Origin of the sequence: Frigoribacterium sp. 2-23 (assembly GCF_049601585.1) — a bacterium.
Taxonomy (GTDB): domain Bacteria; phylum Actinomycetota; class Actinomycetes; order Actinomycetales; family Microbacteriaceae; genus Frigoribacterium.
The window spans coordinates 318,381-341,447 of the sequence record NZ_CP187126.1 but is presented as its reverse complement, the minus strand read 5'-3'; the positions used below and the strand labels follow the sequence as shown (position 1 = coordinate 341,447).

At 70.2% G+C, this 23,067-nt stretch carries 20 protein-coding genes; 7 read left to right on the top strand and 13 right to left on the bottom strand.

The window, feature by feature from the left end; genetic code table 11:
* Window positions 1-229 precede the first annotated feature (229 nt).
* Entirely contained in the window at window positions 230-940 is a 711-nt protein-coding gene (locus ACPEEZ_RS01620) for a hypothetical protein (RefSeq protein ID WP_423921871.1), read from the top strand.
* Window positions 941-1,000: 60 nt separating this feature from the next.
* Here ACPEEZ_RS01620 and ACPEEZ_RS01615 read toward each other — a convergent pair whose 3' ends face one another.
* Both ACPEEZ_RS01615 and ACPEEZ_RS01610 read right to left on the bottom strand, forming a co-directional pair.
* Complete coding sequence (locus ACPEEZ_RS01615; protein WP_423921869.1) at window positions 1,001-2,389, bottom strand: nucleotide disphospho-sugar-binding domain-containing protein; 1,389 nt, start codon at window positions 2,387-2,389, stop codon at window positions 1,001-1,003.
* Window positions 2,386-4,596, bottom strand: a complete 2,211-nt coding sequence (locus ACPEEZ_RS01610) for a glycosyltransferase (RefSeq protein ID WP_423921866.1) — start codon at window positions 4,594-4,596, stop codon at window positions 2,386-2,388. Before ACPEEZ_RS01610 ends, ACPEEZ_RS01615 begins: the two co-directional genes overlap by 4 nt.
* Before the next feature lie 224 nt (window positions 4,597-4,820).
* On the opposite strand from ACPEEZ_RS01610, the gene ACPEEZ_RS01605 reads away from it, so the two are divergent.
* Window positions 4,821-6,044, top strand: a complete 1,224-nt coding sequence (locus ACPEEZ_RS01605; RefSeq protein WP_423921864.1) for a polysaccharide pyruvyl transferase family protein — start codon at window positions 4,821-4,823, stop codon at window positions 6,042-6,044.
* A 12-nt stretch (window positions 6,045-6,056) separates the two neighbouring features.
* The gene (locus ACPEEZ_RS01600; protein WP_423921861.1) at window positions 6,057-6,833 is read left to right on the top strand and encodes a DNA-formamidopyrimidine glycosylase family protein; all 777 of its coding nucleotides are present in this window, start codon (window positions 6,057-6,059) and stop codon (window positions 6,831-6,833) included.
* A gap of 39 nt (window positions 6,834-6,872) precedes the next feature.
* Here ACPEEZ_RS01600 and ACPEEZ_RS01595 read toward each other — a convergent pair whose 3' ends face one another.
* Both ACPEEZ_RS01595 and ACPEEZ_RS01590 read right to left on the bottom strand, forming a co-directional pair.
* Window positions 6,873-7,370: a GNAT family N-acetyltransferase gene (locus tag ACPEEZ_RS01595; protein WP_423921858.1), complete on the bottom strand. Its 498-nt coding sequence runs from the start codon at window positions 7,368-7,370 to the stop codon at window positions 6,873-6,875.
* A 138-nt stretch (window positions 7,371-7,508) separates the two neighbouring features.
* Window positions 7,509-9,017 (bottom strand): amino acid permease, encoded by a 1,509-nt coding sequence (locus ACPEEZ_RS01590; protein ID WP_423921855.1) that lies wholly within the window; start codon window positions 9,015-9,017, stop codon window positions 7,509-7,511.
* 277 nt (window positions 9,018-9,294) lie between these two features.
* On the opposite strand from ACPEEZ_RS01590, the gene ACPEEZ_RS01585 reads away from it, so the two are divergent.
* Together ACPEEZ_RS01585 and ACPEEZ_RS01580 are read left to right on the top strand one after the other, a co-directional pair.
* Window positions 9,295-11,031 carry a PQQ-binding-like beta-propeller repeat protein gene (locus ACPEEZ_RS01585; protein WP_423921852.1) on the top strand — a complete coding sequence of 579 codons (1,737 nt, stop codon included), beginning with the start codon at window positions 9,295-9,297 and terminating at the stop codon, window positions 11,029-11,031.
* Window positions 11,028-12,923, top strand: a complete 1,896-nt coding sequence (locus ACPEEZ_RS01580) for a hypothetical protein (protein ID WP_423921850.1) — start codon at window positions 11,028-11,030, stop codon at window positions 12,921-12,923. Before ACPEEZ_RS01585 ends, ACPEEZ_RS01580 begins: the two co-directional genes overlap by 4 nt.
* Before the next feature lie 43 nt (window positions 12,924-12,966).
* Here the strand turns inward: ACPEEZ_RS01580 and ACPEEZ_RS01575 are convergent, their stop codons facing one another.
* Entirely contained in the window at window positions 12,967-13,254 is a 288-nt protein-coding gene (locus ACPEEZ_RS01575) for a hypothetical protein (RefSeq protein WP_423921847.1), read from the bottom strand.
* Window positions 13,255-13,757: 503 nt separating this feature from the next.
* Complete coding sequence (locus tag ACPEEZ_RS01570) at window positions 13,758-14,666, bottom strand: hypothetical protein (RefSeq protein ID WP_423921844.1); 909 nt, start codon at window positions 14,664-14,666, stop codon at window positions 13,758-13,760.
* Window positions 14,667-14,759: 93 nt separating this feature from the next.
* On the opposite strand from ACPEEZ_RS01570, the gene ACPEEZ_RS01565 reads away from it, so the two are divergent.
* The gene (locus ACPEEZ_RS01565) at window positions 14,760-15,200 is read left to right on the top strand and encodes a hypothetical protein (protein WP_423921841.1); all 441 of its coding nucleotides are present in this window, start codon (window positions 14,760-14,762) and stop codon (window positions 15,198-15,200) included.
* A gap of 44 nt (window positions 15,201-15,244) precedes the next feature.
* Here the strand turns inward: ACPEEZ_RS01565 and ACPEEZ_RS01560 are convergent, their stop codons facing one another.
* Window positions 15,245-16,276 carry a glycosyl hydrolase family 18 protein gene (locus ACPEEZ_RS01560; protein WP_423921838.1) on the bottom strand — a complete coding sequence of 344 codons (1,032 nt, stop codon included), beginning with the start codon at window positions 16,274-16,276 and terminating at the stop codon, window positions 15,245-15,247.
* Between the two features lie 39 nt (window positions 16,277-16,315).
* On the opposite strand from ACPEEZ_RS01560, the gene ACPEEZ_RS01555 reads away from it, so the two are divergent.
* A complete protein-coding gene (locus ACPEEZ_RS01555) occupies window positions 16,316-16,999 on the top strand; it encodes an SDR family oxidoreductase (protein WP_423921836.1) in 684 nt (227 codons plus the stop codon).
* Between the two features lie 107 nt (window positions 17,000-17,106).
* Here the strand turns inward: ACPEEZ_RS01555 and ACPEEZ_RS01550 are convergent, their stop codons facing one another.
* The 6 genes from ACPEEZ_RS01550 to ACPEEZ_RS01525 form a co-directional block, all read right to left on the bottom strand.
* The gene (locus ACPEEZ_RS01550) at window positions 17,107-17,316 is read right to left on the bottom strand and encodes a hypothetical protein (RefSeq protein ID WP_423921834.1); all 210 of its coding nucleotides are present in this window, start codon (window positions 17,314-17,316) and stop codon (window positions 17,107-17,109) included.
* Window positions 17,317-17,407: 91 nt separating this feature from the next.
* Entirely contained in the window at window positions 17,408-18,346 is a 939-nt protein-coding gene (locus ACPEEZ_RS01545) for a hypothetical protein (protein WP_423921832.1), read from the bottom strand.
* A 96-nt stretch (window positions 18,347-18,442) separates the two neighbouring features.
* On the bottom strand, window positions 18,443-19,033 hold the full coding sequence (locus ACPEEZ_RS01540; protein WP_423921829.1) for a hypothetical protein: 591 nt from the start codon (window positions 19,031-19,033) through the stop codon (window positions 18,443-18,445).
* Between the two features lie 253 nt (window positions 19,034-19,286).
* Window positions 19,287-20,444: a hypothetical protein gene (locus ACPEEZ_RS01535; protein WP_423921827.1), complete on the bottom strand. Its 1,158-nt coding sequence runs from the start codon at window positions 20,442-20,444 to the stop codon at window positions 19,287-19,289.
* A gap of 100 nt (window positions 20,445-20,544) precedes the next feature.
* Complete coding sequence (locus ACPEEZ_RS01530; protein ID WP_423921824.1) at window positions 20,545-21,621, bottom strand: hypothetical protein; 1,077 nt, start codon at window positions 21,619-21,621, stop codon at window positions 20,545-20,547.
* 231 nt (window positions 21,622-21,852) lie between these two features.
* Window positions 21,853-23,064: a hypothetical protein gene (locus ACPEEZ_RS01525; protein WP_423921822.1), complete on the bottom strand. Its 1,212-nt coding sequence runs from the start codon at window positions 23,062-23,064 to the stop codon at window positions 21,853-21,855.
* Window positions 23,065-23,067: the final 3 nt, after the last annotated feature.

The window sequence follows — 23,067 nt, the reverse complement described above, 5'->3', positions numbered from 1 at the left end:
GCCGCCGCCTGCTGGGTGCCGCTGCCGCCGCCGCCGGCGGCGCTGCCGCCGCCTGCTGGGTGCCGCCGCGGGCTTGCCGCCAGAACCTCGTTCTGATCAATGCACCACGGTTTAGCGAGGTGCGTTGATCAGAACGAGGTTCTTAACGGGACGGGACGAGCGGGCGACCAGGGTTCGGCGGCCGGGGCCGGCGACGGACCCGCCGCCCGCGCTCGCTTAAGCTGTCGTCATGCTGACCGTCGTGATCCCCTGGCGGCCGCAGCCGTCGCGCCTCGCCGCCTTCGACGAGGTGCACGCCTGGTACACCGAGAACCTGCCCGAGGCCGAGATCGTGACGGTCGACTCGGGCGACGAGCCGTTCAACCTCGCGCGCTGCCGCAACGTCGGTGTCGCCCAGGCCGCGGACGTCGGCCCCGCGGGGACCGGCACGACCGACGGCGGCCGCACCTCCTCCGACGTCGTGGTCATCGCCGACGCCGACACGCTCCCCCAGCGCGAACCGTTGCGTGCGGCGATCGAGGCGGCTCGCACCTCCGGCCGGGTGCACCTGCCGTACACCGAGTACCACTGGCTCGGTCGCGACGGGACGGCTCAGTTCCGCGACGGTCGCCCCCTCGAGCAGTGCGATTTCGAGCTGGTCCGCGGTGCGTGCTCGGGGGTCTACGTCACGACTCCCGAGACCTGGAGCGCACATGGCGGACAGGACGAGCGGTTCCGCGGCTGGGGCTTCGAGGACGCCGCCTGGTTCGTCGCCCACCAGGCGTTGTTCGGCGAACCGCCTCGCCGCCACGACGGCATGGTGTTCGCGTTGCACCACGAGGCGCAGCTCCGCGAGGGTCCGCAGTACGACGCCAACGCCGCACTGATGCAGCAATACCGCGACGCCTCGACGAGCGAGGACGCGATGCGCGAGTTCGTCTCCTCCCGCCCGGCGACCTAGCCGCCCTGCGACCTAGCCGCCCGGCGACCTCGCTGCGCAGCGGCCTAGCCGCGCGACACCCTAGCTGCCCGCGCCCACTCCCGCGCCGCCCGCACCCGCACCGCGCAGTCCCGCACCCTGCAGACCCGCCCCCTGCACCGCCGCGAACGCGCGCTCGCGACCGGGTGTCTCGCGCAGCGAACGGGACAGGCCGTCCAACCGGGCCCGCGCCTCCTCGGGGAGGTCGAGCGCCCGGTCGAGCGCATCGGCGAGCTCGTCGACGCTCGCCGCGTTCGGCGCGAGCGAGACGCCGAAGCCGGCTCGGACGAGAGCCTCGGCTCCGGCGAATTGATCGGTGGAGAACGGCAGTACGACGAGCGGGACACCGTGTGTCATCGCCTCCGTGACACTGTTGTTGCCGCCGTGCGTGACGGCCGCCGAGGCCTGGGAGAGCAGCGTGACCTGCGGCAGGTATTCGCGCACCAGCCAGTCGGCCGGGATCTCGCCGAGATCGGCCCGATCCGCCGAGCCCAGCGCGATCGCCGCCCGGAGCCCCCGCGATCGCAGGGCGGCAGCGACGCGGCCGAGCACGTCCGATCGCACGGAGAGGAAGCTCCCGAAGCTGACGTAGACGAACGATGCACCAGACGCGCCCGCCGCACCAGACGCGCCCGCCCCGGCCGCCAGCCACGCCTCGACCTCGGCGTCGACGGGCTCGCTCCGCACCGCCGACCCGATGAACCCGTGCGGCGGCAACGGCCGAGACGGGTCGGCCAGCTCGGCCGGGTAGTTGAGCAACAGCAGGTCGCCGTGCTCCGAGAACGCACTCGCGGACGGCGCCCGCGACGGGTCGAGCACCGACATCGCCGTGTTCCATTCGAGCGTGAACGACTCGCTCACGCGGTCGCACAGAGCACGGAGCTCGGCCAGCTCGTCGGGTGTCGGCTCGAACGCGGCCGGCCACTCCGGCGGGTAGCCGTAGACCTCGTCGCCCACGGGTAGCGCGGTCGGGTGCCCCAACACGACGTCGACGTGCGGCACCCCCGCCGCGACGAGCGCGAGGCGGGCGCTGAACGCGAGGTGGTCGACCATGATCGTCGTCGGCTCGACGGCCGCGACGACGTCGTGCACGGCACGGGCCGTCTCGACCGGCTGCCACATGAGGTCGGTCAGCCGTTCGTTCGCCTGGAACGACAACGTCTCGACCATGCCCCGCCGAGTGGCGTCGAAGAACCCGCGCAACGAGTCGTCCTCGCCCTCCGGCTGGTCGTCGGCCCGGATCACACCGGGGTTCGAACCCCGCGCGAGTTGCAGGTTCACGCGCTCGAAACCGAAGGACTCCACGATGGAGGCGGTGGCCGGCCCCGTCGCCACGACCACCCTCTCGCCGCGATCCCGCCAGGCCGTGCCGAGGGTCGCCAACGGCAACAGGTGAGACGCGTAGTCGGGGCTGATGATCAGCAGGGTCATCGTGCGACCACGTCGTCGTGCCGCATGGACTCGTCCCGGTGAACGTCGGCGTAGACGCGGGTGAGGGCCGCGGCCATCGCCTGCACCGTGTAGCTCGACTCGACCGTCGCGCGCGACCGGCCCGCGCGATCGTCGGTCGTCTCTGCGGCCGCGGCGTCGAGTGCCGCCTCCAGCGCTGCCCCGAGCCGATCCACGTCCCAGGTCTGCGTCAGGAACCCGGTGTCTCCCTCGACCACGTAGGTCGCGGGCCCGCCGCCGTCGGGCGCGACGACCAGCAGCCCCGACCCCATCGCCTCGAGGAGGGCGATGCCGAACTCCTCCTTCAGGCTCCCGCAGACGTAGACGCCCCGCGGCGCCACGAGCCCGGGCACCCCGAAGCGCGCGGCGGCGACCCAGCGCGCGACCGTGTCGTTGGGTCGATGACCCGGCACGAGCAGGCCCGCAGCCGCCTGTTCGGCGACCGGCACCTCCTCGGCGATCGCCTCGAGCTGCTCGCGCTCGTCGGCCGACGGATGCGCGACGTCGCCGCCGACGATCAGCAGGTTCGACCGGTGGCGGAGCGGCCCGCGGGCCCACGCCTTGACGATGGTCGCCATGCCCTTGACCCGGTGCAGGCGCCCGACGCTGACGAGCAGCGGCAGCCCGCGGCGCTCGACGGGCAGGGTCTCGACGAGGGCGCGCAACTCGGCGAGCGGAGCCGTGGCCGGCAGCCCGGCGGCGTGATCGGCCGCCTCGCTGACGGAGCGGTCGACGACGTGCAGGTCGATGCCTTCGGGCACGATCGTGTGCCGCTCGGGGTGCGCGCTCATGTCGATGCCGACCAGGTCGCGCATGTCGCGCTGCAGCTCGGGCCGGGGGAAGAGCACGGTGTGCGAGGCGTTCGACGCGAGCTGCTGCACGAGACGCGCCCGGAACCAGTAGTGCTCGCGCTCGTCGACGTCGCCGAAGTTGGAGCGGGTGAGGTCGCCCGCGAGATCGAGCGACTGGATGACGGCGTGCGGGTCGGGTGCGACCGTGAAGACGACGGGGATGTCGAGCTCGCGGGCCACGTCGGCGGCGGCCAGGCTGCCCACGTCGGCCATGCGGAGGTGCAGCATGTCGACGCCGCCGCTCGCCCGCAGCAACCGCCGGATACCGCGCCGTGCCGCCACACGGAGCGGCCAGGCGTTCGCCGAGGCGACCGGCTCGCTCAGCAGGGGGACGCGACCGTAGGCGTGCCCGGCGTCGGCACCGGCCACCTCGGCGACGCTCTGCACGGCCTCGCGGACCGAGCCGCGCGACATCGTGATCACCCGGTCGACCCGCCGACCCGGGCCGTCGAGCGACCCCTCGGCGGCCAACGCGTCGCCGAGTCGCACGAGCAGCGTCGCGATCCCGCCGTTGTCGCCGCTGCCGGCGTGCGTGAGGTGCGCGTCGATGTCGGCGTGCAAGAAGAGCTGCGCGACCGTGAGGCCGCGCGGGTCGGAGTGGGTCGAGCCGGAGGAACGGGCCGGGGACAGCACGGAGGCGTCGAACGGCGTCACCACGGCCGAGAGGTCCACGAGGGCGAGCCGCGCCACGTCGCCGACATCGCCGGAGCGCTCGGCCAGCCGCTCGACCAGCGACGTCACGTCGCGGTCGCCCTGTCGCTGACCGAGAGCCGAGACGGCCGCGGTGCGGACCGGTGTGCTCTCGGAGTCGTCGGCCGCGATCACGAGCAGGGGTCGCGTCGCGATGACCGCGCGCACGAGGCCCAGGGTCTCGACGAGTCGCGAGCGGGCTCCGGGCGAACGCACGCCGAGCAGCGCACCCTCCAACGCGACGGCGACGTGCTCGGACGCCGCGGTCGACCACTGCTCGAGCGTCCGCTGCGCGACCATGCCGCCGAAGCCACCCTCGATCACCATGCCGATCAGGCGCCCGATCGTGTCGAACCGCGGGAGGCGCAGCGCGAGAGCCGAGGCGGCGTGCTCTCGCAAGAAGCGTCGGTCGCTCGACAGCAGACCCGACAGCGCGACGTCGGCCTGCTGGTCGAAGACCTCGGCGAGCGCGTGCGTCGCGGCGATCGCGACGATCTGGTCGTCTCCGGCGACGGCACCGGTCAGGACCCGGATCGTGCGGAGCCCGCCGTTGCGCCCGGCGTCGAACGCGAGGTCGTCGGCGAGGCGCATCGACTCCACGAGGCTGCCTGCCTGCTGGACCGCGTCGAGCGAGGTCTGAATGCCCATCTGGAGCGCCTTTCACGAGTGACCGACGACGGAGCTTCGACCGGATCGGCTCCGACTCTAGCCTCGGCGGGTGACACGGGTGCGAGCGTCCGTCCAGGGACGAGGGCGACGCCGAGGAGGCGCGGTGTCGGCGTCCGATGACACCGGCTTCCAGTACCGTCGTACACGCCCTCGACACGGCACCGAACCACGACCGACGCCGGTCGACGACCCCTGGAGAACACGTGCGCATCCTCGCCATCGGCGACGTCGGAGTCCTCGACGACATGATCCACATCGGCGACGAGGCGATGTTCGACGAGCTCGTCGAGCAGCTGCGCCGACGCGGTGTCGACGCGATCACCGCGGTGTCGTCGCAGCCCGACGAGACCGTCGCCCGCTGCGGCGTCGACGCCGTCCTGCCGGTCGGGTTCCACCCGGCCGTCGTCGGCGACCGCGCCGCTCAGGGCGATCGCATGCGCCGCGTGCTGGCCGCCGCGTCGGGCGACGCGTCCCAGCTCCCCGCCGACGACCACGCGTGGGGGCTCGTCGAAGCGGTCCGCGCGGCCGACGCCGTCGCCATCGCGGGCGGCGGCAACATGGCCTCGATCTGGCCGATGCACATCTTCGAGCGGGCCACCATCGGCGCCCTGGCCGAGCTGTTCGGCAAGCCGCTCGTCGTCACCGGGCAGACGATCGGGCCGGAGCTCACGGGCGACGACCGCGACCGCGTCCGCACCCTGCTGTCGTCGGCTCGCCTGGTCGGCCTCCGCGAGGGCGCGTCCGCCGAGCTCGTCCGCACGCTCGGCGTCGACCCGGCCCGACTCACCCAGACCATCGACGATGCGAGCTTCGTCGGCGAAGGCCGCGAACCGGAGGCGGGACGAGACGCGGCGCCGTACGCGGCGGTGAGCCTGGCATCGCACGTGGGCGACGCCGACCGCGACGCGGTGGTCTCGTCGCTGGCGCGCCTCCTCGACTCGGTCGTCGACGAGACGGGACTCGAGATCGCATTTCTCGCGCACTTCGCCGCCCTCGACGCCTCGGTCGAGCGCGGCGACTCGGTCATGCACCGACGGGTGATCGACGCGATGCGCAGCGACCGCGTGCGGGTCGAGCCCACCACCGACACCCCGGCGGCGGCGGCGTTCGCGCGTCGCGCCTCCCTGTCGCTGTCGAGTCGGTATCACCCGGCCGTCTTCGCCGTCTCGGCCGGTGTGCCGACGATCGGCGTCGCGGTCGACGACTACACGACCGTCAAGCTCACGGGCGCGCTCGGCAACCTCGGGCAGAGCACCGTCGTCACGGCACGATCCGTGATCGACGGGACGGCGACGCCGCGGGCGCTGTCGGCCTGGCACGACCGGGCCGAGACGCGCGAGGCCTGGGCGAGTCGCATCGACGACGTCCGCGCCGCGTCGGCCCTCTGGTGGGACCGGGTCGCCGACGCCCTGCACGGTCGCGAGTGACGGTGATCGCCGATGCCTGAGGGCGACACCGTCTACCGGGCCGCCAAGAATCTCGACGCGGTGTTGCACGGGCAGACCCTGACCCGGTGCGACGTGCGTGTGCCCGCGTTCGCGACGCTCGATCTCACCGGCCAGGTGGTCGACGACGTCGTCAGCCGGGGCAAGCACCTGCTGCACCACATCGGCGAGCTGACGCTGCACACGCACCTCAAGATGGAGGGGTCGTGGCACGTCTACCGGCACGGGACGGCCTGGCGACGCCCCGCGTACCAGGCACGGATCGTGCTCGAGACCGAGGAGTGGGTCACCGTCGGGTTCGACCTCGGCATCGTGGAGTTCGTCCCGCGCGACGACGACGACAGCGTGGTCGGGTACCTCGGCCCCGATCTGCTCGGGCCGTCGTGGGATGCGGCGCAGGCCCTCGTCAACCTCGAGGCCGACCCCGCCCGCGAGATCGGTCTCGCCCTGCTCGACCAGCGCGTGCTGGCCGGGCTCGGCAACGTGTATCGCAACGAGTTGTGCTTCTTGCGCGGGGTCCTGCCGACGCGGCCCGTGGGCGAGGTGCCCGCTCGGGCGAAGATGATCGACCTGGCGCATCGCTTGATCGTCGCCAATAAAGACCGCGTCGAGCGCACCACCACGGGCACCCTGCGGGGCACGACCGATTGGGTCTACAACCGATCGGGCAAGCCGTGCCTGCGCTGCGGGACGAAGATCAAGCGGGGCATGCTCGGCGAGAGCGAGCTCGAACTGCGCGACACGTTCTGGTGCCCGCGCTGCCAGACCTGAGGCGCGCGACCACCCGCCCTGCGTCGCGGCCTTGGTGCGTCACGCCGGGCGGCGGAACACGTACTCCAACCCGTCGACGTCGTCGATCTGTTCTCCGACACGCTCGAACCCGTGGGCCTCGAGGACGGCGAGCGACGCGGCATTGCTCGGCGACACGCTCGCGACGACCGACGACACGGCCGGAGACTCCGCGCAGAACGCGAGGAGCGCCTCCACCATCTCGCGTGCGTGCCCCTGACCACGGCGTTCGGGCAGCACCGTGTACGAGACCTCGACCACGCCCTCGGAGTCGGGTCGGCCGTGGAACCCGGTGTGACCGACGACCTCGCCATCGATCGTCGCGAGCCACGCGACCCACGGCTCGTCGCGCTCGTCGGCGAGCACCTGGTCGAGACGGATCTGCCAGAGCCACCGCTCGTCGAGGAAGAACTCCGGCAGCGGCACCCCGATGGCGATGGACGCGAGCTCGAGATCTCCGAGGACGAGCGCGTCGAGGGCCTTGAGGCCGAGCGGCCCGAGGGCGACACGCGAAGTCATCGCGCCAGTGTAGGGGCCGCCCCCGCGAGCGACGACGTCGCCCGAAAAACCCCGGTGCGGAAGATGAACCCCGTTCGAACGGGGTGCATCTTCCGCACCGGGGTTTTCGGGAGGAGCAGGGGCCGCAACCGGGCTCGGTCAGCCCGCGTCGACCTCACGTCCGAGACGCGAGTGCCGCCGCCCGTACACGAAGTAGACGACGACACCGATGACGAGCCAGACCGCGAACCGCGCCCAGGTGAGCGTCGTCAGGTTGAACATCAGCCAGACGCAGAGCACGGCCGACAGGATCGGCAGCACGGGCGAGAACGGCACCTTGAATGCGCGGGGCAGGTCCGGGCGGCGACGGCGAAGCACGATCACACCGATGCTCACCAGTACGAAGGCCGACAGGGTGCCGATGTTGATCATCTCCTCGAGCACGTCGACCTTCGTGAACCCGGCGATCAGAGCGACGGCGACACCCGCCAGGATCTGCACGCGCACGGGCGTCTTGCGCGTCGGCGACGTCTTCGCCAGAGCGCGCGGCAGCAGGCCGTCGCGGCTCATCGAGAAGACGATCCGCGCGAGACCGAGCAGCAGCACCATGATCACCGTGGTGAGCCCGATGAGGGCGCCGACGGCGATGACCTGACCGGCCCAGTCGATGCCGACGAGCCGGAAGGCCGTCGCGAGGTTCGGGTTGTCGGCGGCTGCGAGGTCGCGGTACGAGACCATGCCGGTCAGCACGATCGCGACGAGCACGTAGAGCACGGTGACGATGCCGAGCCCGAGGAAGATCCCTCGCGGCATCGTCTTCTGCGGGTTCTTGACCTCTTCGGCACTCGTCGCCACGACGTCGAAGCCGATGAAGGCGAAGAACACGAGCGACGCACCGGCGAGCAGGCCGAAGACGCCGTACTGGGCGGGCTGGGCACCCGAGACGAACGAGAAGAGCGACTGCGTCCAGACATCGGAGGCCCCGCCCTCGGTGGGCTGCGCGGCCGGGATGAACGGCGTGTAGTTCGCCGCCTTGACGAAGAAGAAGCCGACGACGATCACGAACAGCACGATCGCGACCTTGATGACGGTGAAGACGCTGCCGACGCGGGAGCTCAACTGCGTGCCGAGCACGAGCAGCACCGTGAAGGCCGCCACGATCAGGAACGGCGCCCAGCTCAGCTCGATCGGCCCCAGGGCGATGGTGTCGGGCAGGTTCATCCCGAACCCGGTGAACACCTCGCTGAGGTAGATGCCCCAGTACTTCGCGAGGACCGCGGCACCGGTGAGCGTCTCGAGGATGAGGTCCCACCCGATGATCCAGGCGAGGAACTCCCCCAGCGTCGCGTACGTGAACGTGTAGGCGCTGCCGGCGACGGGGATGGTCGACGCGAACTCGGCGTAACACATGATCGCGAGGCCGCAGGTGACGGCGGCGAGGATGAACGACAGCGTCACGGCCGGCCCGGCGAAGCTCGCGGCGGCCTTCGCGCCGACCGAGAAGATGCCGGCCCCCACGGCGACCGCGATGCCCATCAGGGTGAGGTCGATGGTGCCGAGCGAGCGCTTCAGCCCGTGCGACTCGTCGAGCGAGTCGCTGATCGATGCCTCGACCGATTTGGTCCGCCACAGACTCGCGATGCCGCGTGCCCTCGTGTCGATCGTCATGATGCCTCCTCCGTCGCGCCCTGCCGGCGACGTCCATCCCCCGATCGGGGGCGGACGCGTCAGCATATCGAGGAGGCGCGGGTCGGCGGAAAAGACTACCTCACGATATTGACATGTCACGAAGAAACCGCGGCGGCGGGAGCAGCCCTCGAGGCGTCGACCGGGGCGCCACCGTCGTGTCGCGTTCGTGGCGTCGTGCCGCGTCCGAACGGCACACGACGCCGCGAACGCGACACGACACCGCCCGGGCCCGGCCGTCCGTGCGACGATGGTCGCCATGGCATGGCAGCCGGCACGACCCGACCGGGGGGCCGTCGCGTGGGAGGCGCGCGACACCTCGCGAGACTCCGCCGAGCACGCAGACGGCGGCCACGCGACCCCCGTCCCCGCGGTCGCGACGCGACGGCTCGCCGCTCGCTGGCACCGTGCCTCCCGGGCTCGTCGATCGGCCCTCGCCGCGACCTCGCTGGTCGCGACGGCCGCGGTCGTGACAGGGCTCGGGCTCGCGGCCGCTCCGCACTATCGCGCCGGCGCTCCGGTCGACGGGATCGTGGTCGACGATCTGCGACACGAGCCGGCACCCACCGCTTGGAGCATCGACCCGCAGGACGACCTCGGCCTCACGGTCGCCGGCCGCTGCCTCCAGTACGAGCCCGCCGGCACGGTCGACGGCGATCAACTGGTGACCGTGCGGGCGGTCTTCGACACGTCGTGCGACATCCGCGACCCTGGCGGCCAGCGCCTCGCGCGCATCGACGCCGCCACGGGCCGCGTGCTCTGGTCGATCGACGTCGGCACCGCCCTGGACGTGGGCACGGGCGACGTGAAGGTCTGGCCCCAGGGCGGTTCGAGTGCCCTCGTCTCGATCGGCTCGTACACCGCGCTCAACGCGGCGGCCGGCTCGTACGGCATCGGGTTCGACGAGGCGGACGTCGATGCCGCCGTGCGGCGCAACGGCTTCGCCTACTCCGAGGCGTACGCCCCGATCGATCTCGCGACGGGGAGGATCGGCACCGTCCGCGGGTCGACCGCCCAGACGCCCGAGCAGGTCGTCGCCGCGGACGCGGACGTCGTGCTGGTCAAGACGGAGTCCCGCGAGGTGATCGGGACGAACACGACGATCGACACCGACACGCAGGAATCGACGTCGATGCCCTCCTTCGCCCCGCCCACGTACACGCTGATGCGGGCCGACGCGCTCGACGTCCCGCTCTGGTCGGGCACCGTCGCCGACGACGCGCGGCCCCTCCTGTTCGGCGGCCGGGTCGTCTTCCTGTCGGAGTCGGCTTCCACCGCGCTCGACCCGGCGACGGCGACGCTGTCACCGTGGGGTTCCGAGCTCGGCAGGGTCGGCGAGGGCGGGGTGTACGACGGCGTGCTGCTCGTCTACGCGCGCACGACGAGCGGCGACCGCGCCGTGCTGTCGGGTGTGAGCCCCGAGGGCGACGAACTGTGGTCGCGCGGGTTCCGCCAAGGCCGCTTCCCCCGCCTGGCTGCCGGTTGCGTCGTGTTCAGCGACCGGACCGGGACCGACTGCGTCGAACCCACGACCGGTGACGTCCGCTGGACACGGCCGTCCGACGAGCAGACCTCCCTCGCGTCGGTCCCGCACGACGACCCGGTCGGTTCCCGGGGCGACGTCGTCTTCGTGCAGACCTTCGCCGACAGCTCGGCACGCTCGGCCTCGGGCTCGTCGCGCGACCGGGACCGCGACCTGCTCGCCGTCGACGGGGCCACCGGAGCCGAGCTCCTGCGCACGTCGGTGCCCGGCGAATCGTTTATCGCGGCGATCGGCCGCACCGTGGGGTACGTGCTGTCGGACCCGACCCCCGACTACGCCCCCCGCACCGTGACCGCCTTCGATCTGTCCTCGGGCGCCCGCCTGTGGCAGACCCGCCTGGACGCCGGGTCGTTCCAGTTCTGGGCCGGATCGCTCGTCTCGATCGACGCGGACGGCGTCGTGCACGGGAACGCCGACCCGGTCGAACTCGCCGCCGCACGAGGCGCCGCATGACCGCCCCCTGGACGCCGCCCCGGCCCGATGCGCACACCGCCATCTGGGAGCCGCGCCCCGGCCGACCGACCGACACCGCGCCTCCCGGGTTCACCGCCCTCGACGACGACGCCAGCGAAGGAGGCGCGGGCCCCGATCGCACCCCGAGCCGCCCCCGCCGCGTCGTCGCGGCCGCCGGGCGAGCACTGCGCGCCCGTTGGCAGGCCGCCTCCCGCGGTCGCCGCGCGGCGTCGAGCCTCGCCGCGCTGCTGCTGGTCGCGGGGCTGGTCGCCGTACTCGGGTCCGCCGTGCAGCCGAGTTACCCGGCTCTCGCCGCTCCCGGCCAGACCATGACGGGTACCGATCCGTTCGGGCGTTCCCAGGGCACCGGCCCGATGCTGCTCGACGATCTGCGGGCGCTGCCGACGGGCGCGGCGTGGACGACCGACCTGCGTGCGGCCCTCGCGCCGGGGACGACGACGGGGTGCGTGTCGTACCGGCAGGTGGGCACGGTCGGCTCGGACGTGCTGGTCGGCACGAGCTGGCTCGGCGGAGGCGGCGACTGCATCGACGCGATCGGCCGCGTCGCCCGGATCGACCCGGGGACGGGGCGCATCGAGTGGACCGCCGACATCCGGGCTGCCCTCGACATCGGCGACCCCCAGTACGTGACGGTCTACCCCGACTCGGACGACCGGGCCGCCACCGTCTCCCTGTCCCGCCAGGTGGGCACGCCGGCTGTGCGCCTCGATCTGCGGACGGGCGAGATCCTCGGCACGATCGTGCGACCCGACGACGTGACGTTCACCGAGCCCGGCTCCGACTCCGGCACCGGCAGCGGCTCCGACGCCGGCAGCGCCCCCGGCTACGACCCGTCGGGTCTCGGGGAGCTCTCGACGCAGGGCGACGGCAGCAGCGACTCGCCGACCATCACGCCCCCGGCCACCGGCGTGCATTCGCTGACGACCGCGTCGTCGGGCGCCTTCGTCGTGGGGACGATCCCTCGCGAGTACTTCGACGGCACCGGGGCCATGACCTACAGCTCGGACGACCCGTTCCACTACGACCTGTATCGGGTGGCCGACCCGACCACCCCGATCTGGAGCGGGGACGTCATGTCCTCGAGCTACCCGACCATGATGGACGGACGGATGTTCGTCGAGCTGTTCGGCGGCGGCCAGATCAGCGTCGACACGACGACCGGGGCGGTCACGCACTGGCCGACGTCGCTGTCGGGCGTCAACGGCGCGTTCTCGATCGAGGGCCAACTGTACGTCGTCACGTCCGGAGACGGCAGCGACGGCGACCCGACCCCGCGCAACACGCTGACCGCCCTGGGCGAGGGAGCCGTGCCCCGCTGGTCGGCCGACATCTCGCCGAACAGCCAACCCACGTCGGGGCCCGGCTGCCTGACGGTCACCGAGCTCGCCGGCGGCATCTCGTGTCTCGACGTCGACACGGGCACCCCGCGGTGGACACTCGACCCGCCCGTGCAGCGGGGGCAGTCGGCCCAGCAGGTCTACGCCGTCGACCGCCCGTCGACGCAGGACACGTTCGTGCAGATCGCGCGCCCCGACCGCGCGTACTCCGACACGGGCACGGGCGACGCCGATGACACCCGCCTCGCCGCGTTCGACTCGCTCACCGGAGCCCGACGCTACGACGTCGCGCTCCCCGGCCTGATCTATCTAGCCGGGACCGGGCGGACGACCGGCTACGCCTTCTCGTACTCGAGCTCGTCGCAGTTCGGCGCGTCGGTGCTCACCGCGTTCGACCTCGCCGACGGGCACCATCTGTGGACCCTCGACGACCCGTCCATCGCGACGGAGGAGTTCTGGCAGGGCACGCTGGTGACCGTCTCGAGCGCGGGAGTCGCCCGGGGGCTGCGCGACGACGTCACCGTCGCGGGCTGAGGCGGCGGGGTGGTGGGCCGACCCGCGCCTCCTCGGGGAATCGTCAGCGGACGAGCTGCGGGAACACGAACACCGCGAACAGGAAGAACGCGGCCATGGCGGCGAGCATGATCCAGGGGCCGCGGCCGAGCGTCGTCTGCCCGGCGGCCTCGCGTCGCTGCAGGGTCCGTCGACGGTAGAACACCTGGATGCCGATCAGCGCCACGGCGGCGACGATCAGGACGGGGACGATGAACGAGTCGATGAGGCGGCCTTTCGGAGAACGTCCGACCAGCCTAATCGCGGGGGCCAGGACCAGCAGCACCACCGCCGGGCAGGCACGATGCACCACGAAGGGTGCGCTAGGTGCCTCAGTCGGCTGCGCTGGGAGACGCGCCGATACTCTGCCGGGTCGGGATTCGGTGGTGCTGCTGGCGGCCTGTGCCACCTCTGGTCCGAGCTCCAGCGGGTGCGTGCGCCTCGGGTGTGCACGTAACCGCTTCGCCATCGTTCGGGTCGAGGCGAGTCGCGCTCCCGGTGTCGGGTCGTGAGCGTGAACGGAGCGTCGGCACCAGTGGCGACTGTGATCGAGGGCCGGGGTAAGTCGACCGTCCGATCTGCCATCGTGTCGGCCTTTTGGGGGACCGGATGACGTGAGAAACGGTACCCCCCGATCTCACGCGGTGATGACACCCGTTTGGGGGTCAACGCGGACGTAAGCGGTTACAGGACGCTTTTTAATGCGTTCGCGTCACCCGTCCGGAGGCGCGGGTCACCCGAATCGCGTCACGATCACCTTTCGCACGCCTGACGGACGCGCTGCGGCCGGCGGCCGGCAGCCCGCGCCCGGTCGCGTCAGCGGACGACGTCCACGACCCACCCGGCGAGGAACTCGGCCCCCGCCTCGTCGTGGATCGCCCCCGTCGCGCTGGTCAGCACCGGGTAGGCCGTCGCGGGCACCCCGTCGGCGGGCCGCACGTCGACATGGGCGACCTCGTGACCGTTCTCGTGCAGCCAGTCGGCCATGGCGTAGTCGCTGCGCGAGTCGCCGACGGTGCGCCAGGCCCGCGGCAGGGCGCCGTCCAGGGCCAGCAGCTCGAGGGCGCGCTCGGCGCCCAGGTCCTTGCCGAGGCGCACCGACTCGATGTCGGTCGAGATGATCGTGGGGTCGACCCGCCACTGCACGTCGCCGGCCGCGTCGGCCCGCACGTCGTCGAGACGTCGCACCCCGAAGCCGCGTCGGGCCAGCGCCTCCATCGCCTGCTCGTCGAAGTCGCGCTGGCGCGCGAGGTAGGCGGCCGACTCGACCGAGGTCAGCTGTTCGATCGACACCATGGCGCGCTTCGTCTCGTCGAAGAAGACCAGGTCGGCGTACTGGCTCGCGACGAGCTCGCGCATCTCGTCGCCGAAGTCCGTCGGCATGGCGAGCGACTCGTCGACGAGCACCTCGCTCATGCCGTTCGGGCGGTGCTCGGGCCCGATCGAGAACCACGAGGCTCCCTTCTCGCAGACGCCGTGCACGCGAGCACCCCGGGGCAGACCGGCGGCCATCAAGGGGGCGACGACCTCGTCGCGGATGAACGCGTCCGAGCGCCCAGTGTTGAAGACGAGAGGGATGCCGGCCGACGCCAGGGCCACGAGGTCGCGGGTGATGCCGGGGAGGGCGATGCTGCGCGTGATCGGGCTGGCGATCGGCCCGTCCACGTCGAGGAGCAGCCCGAGGGCGGGGGCGGACGAAGAGGAGGCGCTTGAGCTGTCGGTCACGAGAGTCCATCTTGTCAGCACACCGGTCGCTCGACGGAGGCGCGCAGTGGGCACAGATGGGAGAATGGACGCCTCGACCTAAGGAGTCACTCCGTGGCGCTGCTTCCCCCCACCGTGATCGAGGCCCTCGAGGCCTTCTCGGCCCCCGATCGTCGAACCGAGGTCCAGAGCCTCGCCCACGCGAGCACACCCGAGTCGCGTGCCGAGCTGACGCTGCTCACCGACAGCACGTCCTGGGTCGACATGAACCGCGCCCACCCGCTCGGCCCCGATCGCAGCGACCCCGAGGGCATCCGCCGCATGCTGCAGAAGCTCGGTGCCGAGAGCCGCTGCGCGGTGCTGTCGGCCGCGGGCTCCGAAGACGACCGCGACCTCGGTGGCGCGCTCGACGGCGCGCTGCACAGCACCGGAGGCGCGTTGGTCGTCTGCAGGCCCGGCCCGTTGGCCTTCTTGGTCACCGCGTCCGGCGAGCACTGGTTGCTCGCCCAGACCGAGCCCCCGGCGATGACGTCGCCGATCTCCGTAATCCGCTGACCGGGTGCAGCGCTGCGAGGGCGCTGCCGGGGTGCTTCGCCGACTCAGCGCCGGACGGGGTCGCCCGTGGTGAGCTGCCAGATCGCGACGCCGTGCAGCCCCTTCTCCTTCGCGAGCTCGGCGCGGGCCGTGATGGATCGACCGTCCGACCACCAGATCGTCGAGCCGTCCGGCGGTGACGCCGTGTACTCCTGCTCCGAGTCGTCCCATCGGCCGGTGCTCTGCGCCGCCTTGCGCGCCTGCGCGACGGTGACCGCCGCACCCGCCTTGCCCTCGCCGGTCCACTGGTAGCCGTAGTTCGCGACGCCGAGATCGACCTTGGCGGCGGGGACGAGGGTGACCAGTGCCTCCACGGCCCTGGTGGTCCACGGCAGTCCGCCGACGGCTCCTGGCTCGGAGAACCCCGCGCCGTGCTGGTCGTAGGCCATCAGCACGAAGCGATCGACCGAGTCGCCGAGGCCCTGCAGGTCGTATCCGAGGGCGGCGTACCCCTCGGGGGTGGTCGCCGCCTGGACCGCCATCGAGATCGTCGCCGTGGCCGGCAACGTCGCCCGGAGCTCGCTCGCGAACGCGGTCAGACTCGGGGCGACGGCACCGGGTAGCGACTCGAAGTCGAGTTGGACGCCGTCCCAGCCGCCGTTGACGACCTCGGCGGCGAGACCCGCGATGACGAGTTGGCGATTCTGTTCGTCGTTCAGCATCGCCGAGGCGAGCTCGCCGCTGAAGTCGCTCGTCGTGTCGTCGAAGTTGGCGACGAGCAGCTCGGCCTTGGCACCGCCCTTCTGCGCCGCGGTGCGGACGGCGTTCGCGGTCTCGCTCGAGGGCGTCACACCGGCGCCACCCGCCGTGAGCGTCACGCCGTCGACGCCGACGAGGTCGATGGCGGCCTTGCTCTTCTCGTAGCCGGCGACGGCCGCCGAGGACGCGACGACGTAGCCCTCGACCGACAGCCCTGACGGGATCGTCGCGGTCGGGGCGACCGTGTGATTGACGCCGTCGCCCGAGCAGCCGGCGAGGGCGACGGTCAGCGCGAGAGCGACCGCTCCGGCGGCGAGGGAGGTCAGGGCTGTGCGCACGCTCCGAGGGTAACGCGCGCCCTGCGGCAGACTCTGGATATGCCTACCGCACTCGTCACCGGAGCCTCCCGCGGCATCGGACTCGTCATCGCCCGCGATCTCGCGCGCACCCACCACGTCGTCCTGCACGGCCGGGACGAGGAGGCGCTGGCCGCGATCGCCGCGTCCCTCCCGTCGGCGTCGGTGTGGGTCGCAGACCTCTCGGGGCCCGAGATCGTCGTCCCCACGACCCGCACGGAGTCGGGCCTCGACGTGCTCGTGCACGCGGCCGGCGTGATCGGCGGGGTCGACATCGCCGGCACCTCGCGCGACGACTGGCGTCGGGTGTTCGAGGTGAACGTCTTCGCCGTGGCCGAGATCACCCGGCAGCTGTTGCCTGCCCTGCGGGCCGCGCAGGGCACGGTCGTCACGATCAACAGCGGTTCGGGGCTGACCGCCGGGCCGAACGGCGGCACGTATGCGGCGAGCAAGTTCGCGCTGCGGGCCTTCGCCGACTCGTTGCGCGAGGAGGAGCGACCGAACGGCGTCCGCGTCAGCTCGGTGCACCCGGGCCGGGTCGACACCGACATGCAGCACGAGCTCGTCGAGAAGGAGGGCGGCGTCTACCGCCCCGAGCTGTATCTCGAACCGGCGTCGGTGGCTGACGCGGTGCGACTCGTGGTCGATCTGCCGCACGGGGCGACCGTCGAGATGCTGTCGGTGCGGCCGACCCGTCGCGCGTAGCTACAGGCGCGCAGAACCCCGGTGCGGAAGATGAACCCCGTTTGAACGGGGTTCGTCTTCCGCAACGGGGTTCTGCGGCGGCGCCGACGGTGCGGCGCCGGGCCAGCTCAGGAGTAGTCGTGCTCGGCGACACCGAGCGAGCGGTACACGTAGGCATCGCCCACGGACGAGCTCTCGTCGAGCTCCCAGTTGAGGTCGTCGCCCTTCGAGTCGGGGCGGACGAGGCTCTTCTGCGGCAGCCCGTCGATGTACTCGAGTTGTTCGGTCTTCGTGCCGTTGGAGGCGACGAAGGAGGCGGTGTACGTCGGGTTGCTCATGAGGGTGAGAATACCCCGAACAGGGGCCTCCGGGACGCCGACGCCGCCGGGCTCGACGGGATGCGCCACGGCCGCCCCGCCGTCTCGGCGATCAGGCCCCGGGCCAGCCCGGAACCTGCGTCTGCTTCACGACGGCCTCGTCGAGCAGCTCGGCCGGCAGGTACTGCTCGTAGACCCCGGCGTCCATCTTGGTCAGCTGGAGCCCCTCGGCCAGGTCGGCGTCGTGCTCCATGTAGGAGCCCATCAGCGCCGAGCCGCCCTGGCCGTCGTCGACCTGGTCGACGATGCGGAACCCGAGGCCGTTGAACCGCACCCGGGCATCGAGCTCGTAGTACTCGTCCACCGTCGAGGTCGGGACCGTCTTCGCCCAGACGTAGGGAGTCGTCTCGGCCCAGCCGTCGGCGGCAGCGCCGCCGTTCGCGGCATCCTCGTCCTGACGCACGAGGATGACGTTCGCACCCTCGTCGATGAGGTCGGCCGTGTAGACGTCCGCACCGACGCGGGCGATTCCGCCGACGAGCTTCGTCAGGAGGCGCGGCTGCATCTCGCGCTGCTGCTGCAGGTGGTCGTCGTAGATCCAGCCCCAGGCCGCCGAGTGGAAATACGCCATATAGGTGGACGAGCCGTCGGCGCCGAGGCGGTAGATCTCGGTGCCGGCCGGCACGCGGGTGTGCGGCATCCACGAGACGGGGATGATGTGGTCGGGGTCGGCAACGAAGCCCGAGCCGGTGAACGGCGGGCGGTCGATGAACGGGCCGCCGGTGAGCTTCTGGGTCTCGCGGTCGGGACCGCCGGTGGCGTCCTCGAGCAGCAGGTTCGGGGTGGCCTCGAAGCGCAGCACGTCGATGTAGGGCATGTCGGCCGAGAACGGCGTCCCCGGGAAGTCGAGCGCGTGCGCCCGGATGAGGTCGGCTGGTGTGCGCGCCCAGCTCGTCGTTGCCCACGGCATGACGAAGCCGAAGACGCGGTCGAAGTTGTGCTCGAAATAGGCGTCGCTCAGCTGCGGCGTGATGGCTTTCTGCAGGATCATGCTCGGTACTCCCCCTTGATACGAACCGGTCTCGACCGTACCGGTGAAACGGCGGCGGCGTCGACTATCGACCGGCGCCCGCCGCGTCCAGACCCGCTACTTCTCGACGGACCAGCTGATGATGTCGCCGCCGATGCTGCGTCGCGCGTCGCTCGAGGCGCCCACGAACGCGACCTCGCTGGGTGTCGAGCCCGCCTCGGTGAGCAGCAGAGCGCACGCCGTCGCCTCGTCGCCCGCCGCGAGCGCCGCACCCCGCGCCTCCTTGTCGTTCGGGCAGGCCTTGTTCAAGGCCTCGCGATCGATGCCGAAACTGCTGTAGAGGGCCGGCCCCTTGGTGGTCTCGCCGTCGACGGTCACGCCCCATTTGTCGTTGCCGAAGGCATCTCGCGTGTCGGCGTCGTAGTCGCCGCTCGCCACCGAGATCGTGAAGGTCGCGAGGTAGGCGTCCTGGCCGAGGGGATCGATCTTCCACGACTCCAAGTCGCTCGCGCTGACCTTGTCGAACGACTCGGCGGTGAAGTTCAGCGAGCCGTCGAAATCGCTGGCGTAGAGCCCGGCCTCGATCGGCTGCCCCAGTGGCTGCCCTTCGCGCGAGTTCTGCGCGCAGCCGGTCAGCACCCCCACGGAGGCGGTGGCCACGAGAGCGGCGGCGAGAACGGTCGTGCGGACGGAACGGCGAGAGCGCAAAGGAGAAACCCCTGATCGAGATGGTCGTGATGACCGGTGTGGACGTGATCTGTTCAGGGGCGAGACCCCCGACTCGAATCCAGCATATCGGCCGCGAGCCCCCCGAACGGGTCTCATGCAGGATCTGTGGAGAGCGGGCCCACCGTGCCCGTCGTGGAGAGCCGTTGCGGGATGAACCCGACCCGCACCTCCGGAATGCCCACGCTCCTGCCTGAGGCCTACTGCCGAAGGCTCGTGCACGCGGGGAGACGGGTTAGAGATATTCGCTCTGAATATCGTCGAGATGGAACCGCCCTACCGAGACGCCCCATGATCCATCCTGGTTCAGGACAATCATCGGCTGGTGACCGTCAGCCAGCACCAAATCGTCCGGTGCGGTTCCCTGTCCGACAACGGCGACTCGTGCCGCCGACGCAAATTGAGATGCGGGACCCCTTAGTTCCACATGATGGCCAGCCAGGGAGGCGGTGGTTCGAACCTCGACGCAGCCCTCGACGGCAGACGTCGGCGAGGTCTCCCGTCCGAATGACCCCGCGTAGCGGAAGTCCCGAGACCGGGGTGCGTATGGTCCATAGGTCCGCAACTCGACCTCTCCCGGGTCCGACGACGAGTGCACCGAGTAAACCGTGCCGTCGATCGATCCGTAGACGCCTTGCGGCAGGTACATCGGCACGCGCGTGGACCACCGACGCTCGATGGCACCTGTCACAGCCACCGTCTCCGTGGGCACCCACGCCGCGTACATCAGCCCAGCTCGCACATCGTCGACCGTGCCGATGATGCCTTGCACAGAGACACCCGCGATGCGGCGCGCGCTAAACGTGATCCACGACCAGCCAGCGGGGTCCTCGAACCACACGTCGACGGGTACGTCGTGGACGGTACCCACGCCGCGGGTCCAGACAAGGCTCTCATCCGACTGCGCGCCCCGGTCGGAGCCATCACGTAACTGGAAACGGAGCCCTTCGGGAGAGGGGATTGGATCGCTCGATCGAAGCGGGACTGTGGCCGAACGGGAGGAGCCCTGGCGAACTAGCGAGACTCCGATGACGTACTCACCATCGGTGTCCGTCAAGAAGCGATCGGTCGTCCATTGCAGGTCGTGAAAGACCTCGTCGCCATCGACGTCCGCAGTGAAGTTCCCGGTTTGTGAATCCACGGAAATCGACACTGGCTGCGGCTTCGTGGAAGTCCACTCGCTCCCGAACACCCTGAGGCCGCCAGTGCGAGCTCGTATAGCCACTTCGTTCCCCCGCCACCATCCCATGGTGAAGGTTTCTTCCAGCACGACACCCTTCGCCGACACGGAGAACTTTTCCCGAGAGACCGCGTCGCGGACGGATATCTCTGCATCGGCCGACCTCGGCAGGTGACCATCTCCGAAGGCGAGCACCTCGCTTTGAGCTTCCACGCGCAGACCCGACGGGTGCGTGACGGGTCGGGGCTCGTCTCTCACAATGGCGCTGACGCTCGCTTTCTATGCATGTGGACCACATTCCTACTCTGCCGAATCAGACGACGTTCGTCTGCAGATCCTGAAGGTCTGAACTCCGAACGGTCGCTATCCAATCTCCCCCAGGCACACGCGAAGGAACGACGACGTATCCGTCACCGAGAGTCCACGCCTTGGGCGGCTTCTTCGTCCCCCTGACCAGGACTTCGTCCCAGGATCGCCATGCGTCATAAGGCCGGACGAGCGAGACCTCCGCATCTCGGAAGCGGGCGGTCGTCGCCACGCTGACCACGTCCGCGGCGTCCTCGACAGTGTCCTCCCACAGGTGCACCACGGGGTCACCCACACCCCGGCTCAACGTCGGAGAGTTGCGGGTCAGATGTAGTCCCGCGGCGGCTCTTCGGGAATCCGCATCCTCTGCCGCTACCGGTATGCCATAGGAGCCCTGAGGCAGACTTGCAGGCGGAGAGGGCGACCACCTGCGGTCGTAGACGAAGAGACTCTCCACGTCGTGGGGTGCTGCCCACATGCCGCGCCAGGAGGACGGATACACGTCCGTGCTGTTCACGACGGGGAGCACCCCGGGGAGACTTTGCGGAACCCCGGTCAGCCAGGCATCCCCATCGACGTAAGCCCAGACATGGACAGGACGCCCGTCCGATAGTGCGACTGCCCGTCGCCAACGCAAAGCATCGACGGCACTGGCATCAAAAAGACGCCCGTCTGTCGCCTGATAAGCACCGTGCGGACTGCTGTCTCGCGTGACCACCGGTTGCAAGCCTTGAAGCGGAACCGTTCGACCGTCGACCAGATCAGCGTAAGCCCCGATTTCTTGAACCCATGAACTACCGGCTGCGAGCGGAATGATGCTATCGACGGTCGTCATCAGCTTTGTGACGACATCGGGTGACATCACCTTGGCATGGAACAGGCCGTTGTCTTCGACGTGATAAACGCCGACAGGGGCTCTCTGCGACCTGTCGATTTTCCCGCTGAGAAGATAGGAACCCCGTTCGCCCTGCTGGACTTGAACGCGATGCCCTTGCCACCAGCCCACCGTCCGAGCGACCTCTACGGTCGCGTCTTGGAGAGAAACCTCGACCCGAGCTTGCCCTCGACCGTCGAAGACTTCCATGACAACTGGCGAATGAGACAAATCTCGTATGTCTGCCCGAAGGCTGTACAGCTCTGTCCCGTCGGCCTGAGTGATGTAAAGCCCTGATGGACGACCTTCTACCATTTGATCCACGTTCCTGAAGGCTTTGTCGAAGGAGGCGACAATGCGCTGCCTGCTGCTGGTGGCGTATTCCCACATTCGCCGGCGACGAGGATATTTTCTCTCATCGGCGCGGCGAAACGGGCAATGCTAGAGGACGAAACCGACCTGTACGTTCGTGAGATCGATGAGCCGCACGGAAGCCGTCCAGTAGTCCGCATCAACTTGGCGAGGCGTCGTCGAAAAGCCGTCGTCCATCTCGAGGCCACGCGGTGCCTCGCCGTCGCCGCGGACGAGGACGAGCCCCTCGTCAGCGATCTCGTTGTAAGGCCTTGCCAGCGAGACCGCGTAGCCCCCCACAAGGGCGGTCGTCTCGATCACCCTGACATTGGTCGCTTCTCCGGGGCCGATCGTCGCCCAGCCTCGCGATCGGTCGTAGGTGAGAACGACGCCGTGGGGAGGGAAGATCGAGCGTGACACCGCGGTGTCGAAGGGCCCTCGCGATGCCACTGCCGAGACCCCTCGTACGTCAAGTGCCATGCCTGTCCCCCGCACCATTCCATATGCCCCCTGGGGCAGGTAGGACGGAACACCCGCCGACCAGTGTCGCTCCACGGTCGCTGAATACTGCAGCTCGGATGTCGGCACCCATGCGCCTGTGACCGAGGAGAACGCAGGGCCTGAGACGACTCCTAGCCAGCCCGAGCCGGCCACCCCGATGTCGTCACGATCCTGGAAGACGATCCAGGACTGCGAGCCTTCCTCGTGCCAGACCTCGACATCGTGGCCGTGGAGCGTCGCAATCTTCCGTCGCCAAAAAAGCCTCGCCTGCTCCGAGGGCACGACAATGTTGCCGTCGGCGGTCTGATAGCCGAGCGAGGAATCGAACGGCATCGGTTCCGTGCTGCGCAGCCTCGTGGTCTCGGACGGTGCCTCGCCCGGCTCTAACAACCACACGCCTGCCTGCTCGATCGTTTCCGTACTCAGACGGTCCTCCGTCCAGTTCACGTCCAACAAGCCCGCGAAGTCCTCGACATCGTAGGAGACTTGCCCCGCATCGTCGACGACCAGGCCGTCCGGCTGTGGGTGGCTACTCGACCATGCGGCCCCTGCAAGCCGCATCCCACCACCCCGGCGAATTCCCACCTCGACACGGACTCCGTTCCACCACGCGATCGTCTCCACGCGCTCGATGACGCGTCCATGAGGAGGAACGGCGACCATGTGCCCGCTGATGACGTCGCGAACCTTTACGACGTCGTCACAAGCTCCCCTCCTGAGATTGAGGCGTCCGACCACGACAAGTTCTCCGCCGACGTAGACGTAATCGCCCGAAGGCTTCAGGCCTGCTCCATCTTTCACGAA

What these genes read in the sequence shown, in the direction of transcription:
- ACPEEZ_RS01580 (WP_423921850.1), top strand. Translation starts at nt 11,028, where the DNA reads ATGACCGCCCCCTGGACGCCGCCCCGGCCCGATGCGCACACCGCCATC.
- ACPEEZ_RS01595 (WP_423921858.1), bottom strand. Translation starts at nt 7,370, where the DNA reads ATGACTTCGCGTGTCGCCCTCGGGCCGCTCGGCCTCAAGGCCCTCGAC.
- ACPEEZ_RS01585 (WP_423921852.1), top strand. Translation starts at nt 9,295, where the DNA reads ATGGCATGGCAGCCGGCACGACCCGACCGGGGGGCCGTCGCGTGGGAG.
- ACPEEZ_RS01550 (WP_423921834.1), bottom strand. Translation starts at nt 17,316, where the DNA reads ATGAGCAACCCGACGTACACCGCCTCCTTCGTCGCCTCCAACGGCACG.
- ACPEEZ_RS01530 (WP_423921824.1), bottom strand. Translation starts at nt 21,621, where the DNA reads ATGGAAGTCTTCGACGGTCGAGGGCAAGCTCGGGTCGAGGTTTCTCTC.
- ACPEEZ_RS01545 (WP_423921832.1), bottom strand. Translation starts at nt 18,346, where the DNA reads ATGATCCTGCAGAAAGCCATCACGCCGCAGCTGAGCGACGCCTATTTC.
- ACPEEZ_RS01610 (WP_423921866.1), bottom strand. Translation starts at nt 4,596, where the DNA reads ATGGGCATTCAGACCTCGCTCGACGCGGTCCAGCAGGCAGGCAGCCTC.
- ACPEEZ_RS01620 (WP_423921871.1), top strand. Translation starts at nt 230, where the DNA reads ATGCTGACCGTCGTGATCCCCTGGCGGCCGCAGCCGTCGCGCCTCGCC.
- ACPEEZ_RS01590 (WP_423921855.1), bottom strand. Translation starts at nt 9,017, where the DNA reads ATGACGATCGACACGAGGGCACGCGGCATCGCGAGTCTGTGGCGGACC.
- ACPEEZ_RS01555 (WP_423921836.1), top strand. Translation starts at nt 16,316, where the DNA reads ATGCCTACCGCACTCGTCACCGGAGCCTCCCGCGGCATCGGACTCGTC.
- ACPEEZ_RS01615 (WP_423921869.1), bottom strand. Translation starts at nt 2,389, where the DNA reads ATGACCCTGCTGATCATCAGCCCCGACTACGCGTCTCACCTGTTGCCG.
- ACPEEZ_RS01600 (WP_423921861.1), top strand. Translation starts at nt 6,057, where the DNA reads ATGCCTGAGGGCGACACCGTCTACCGGGCCGCCAAGAATCTCGACGCG.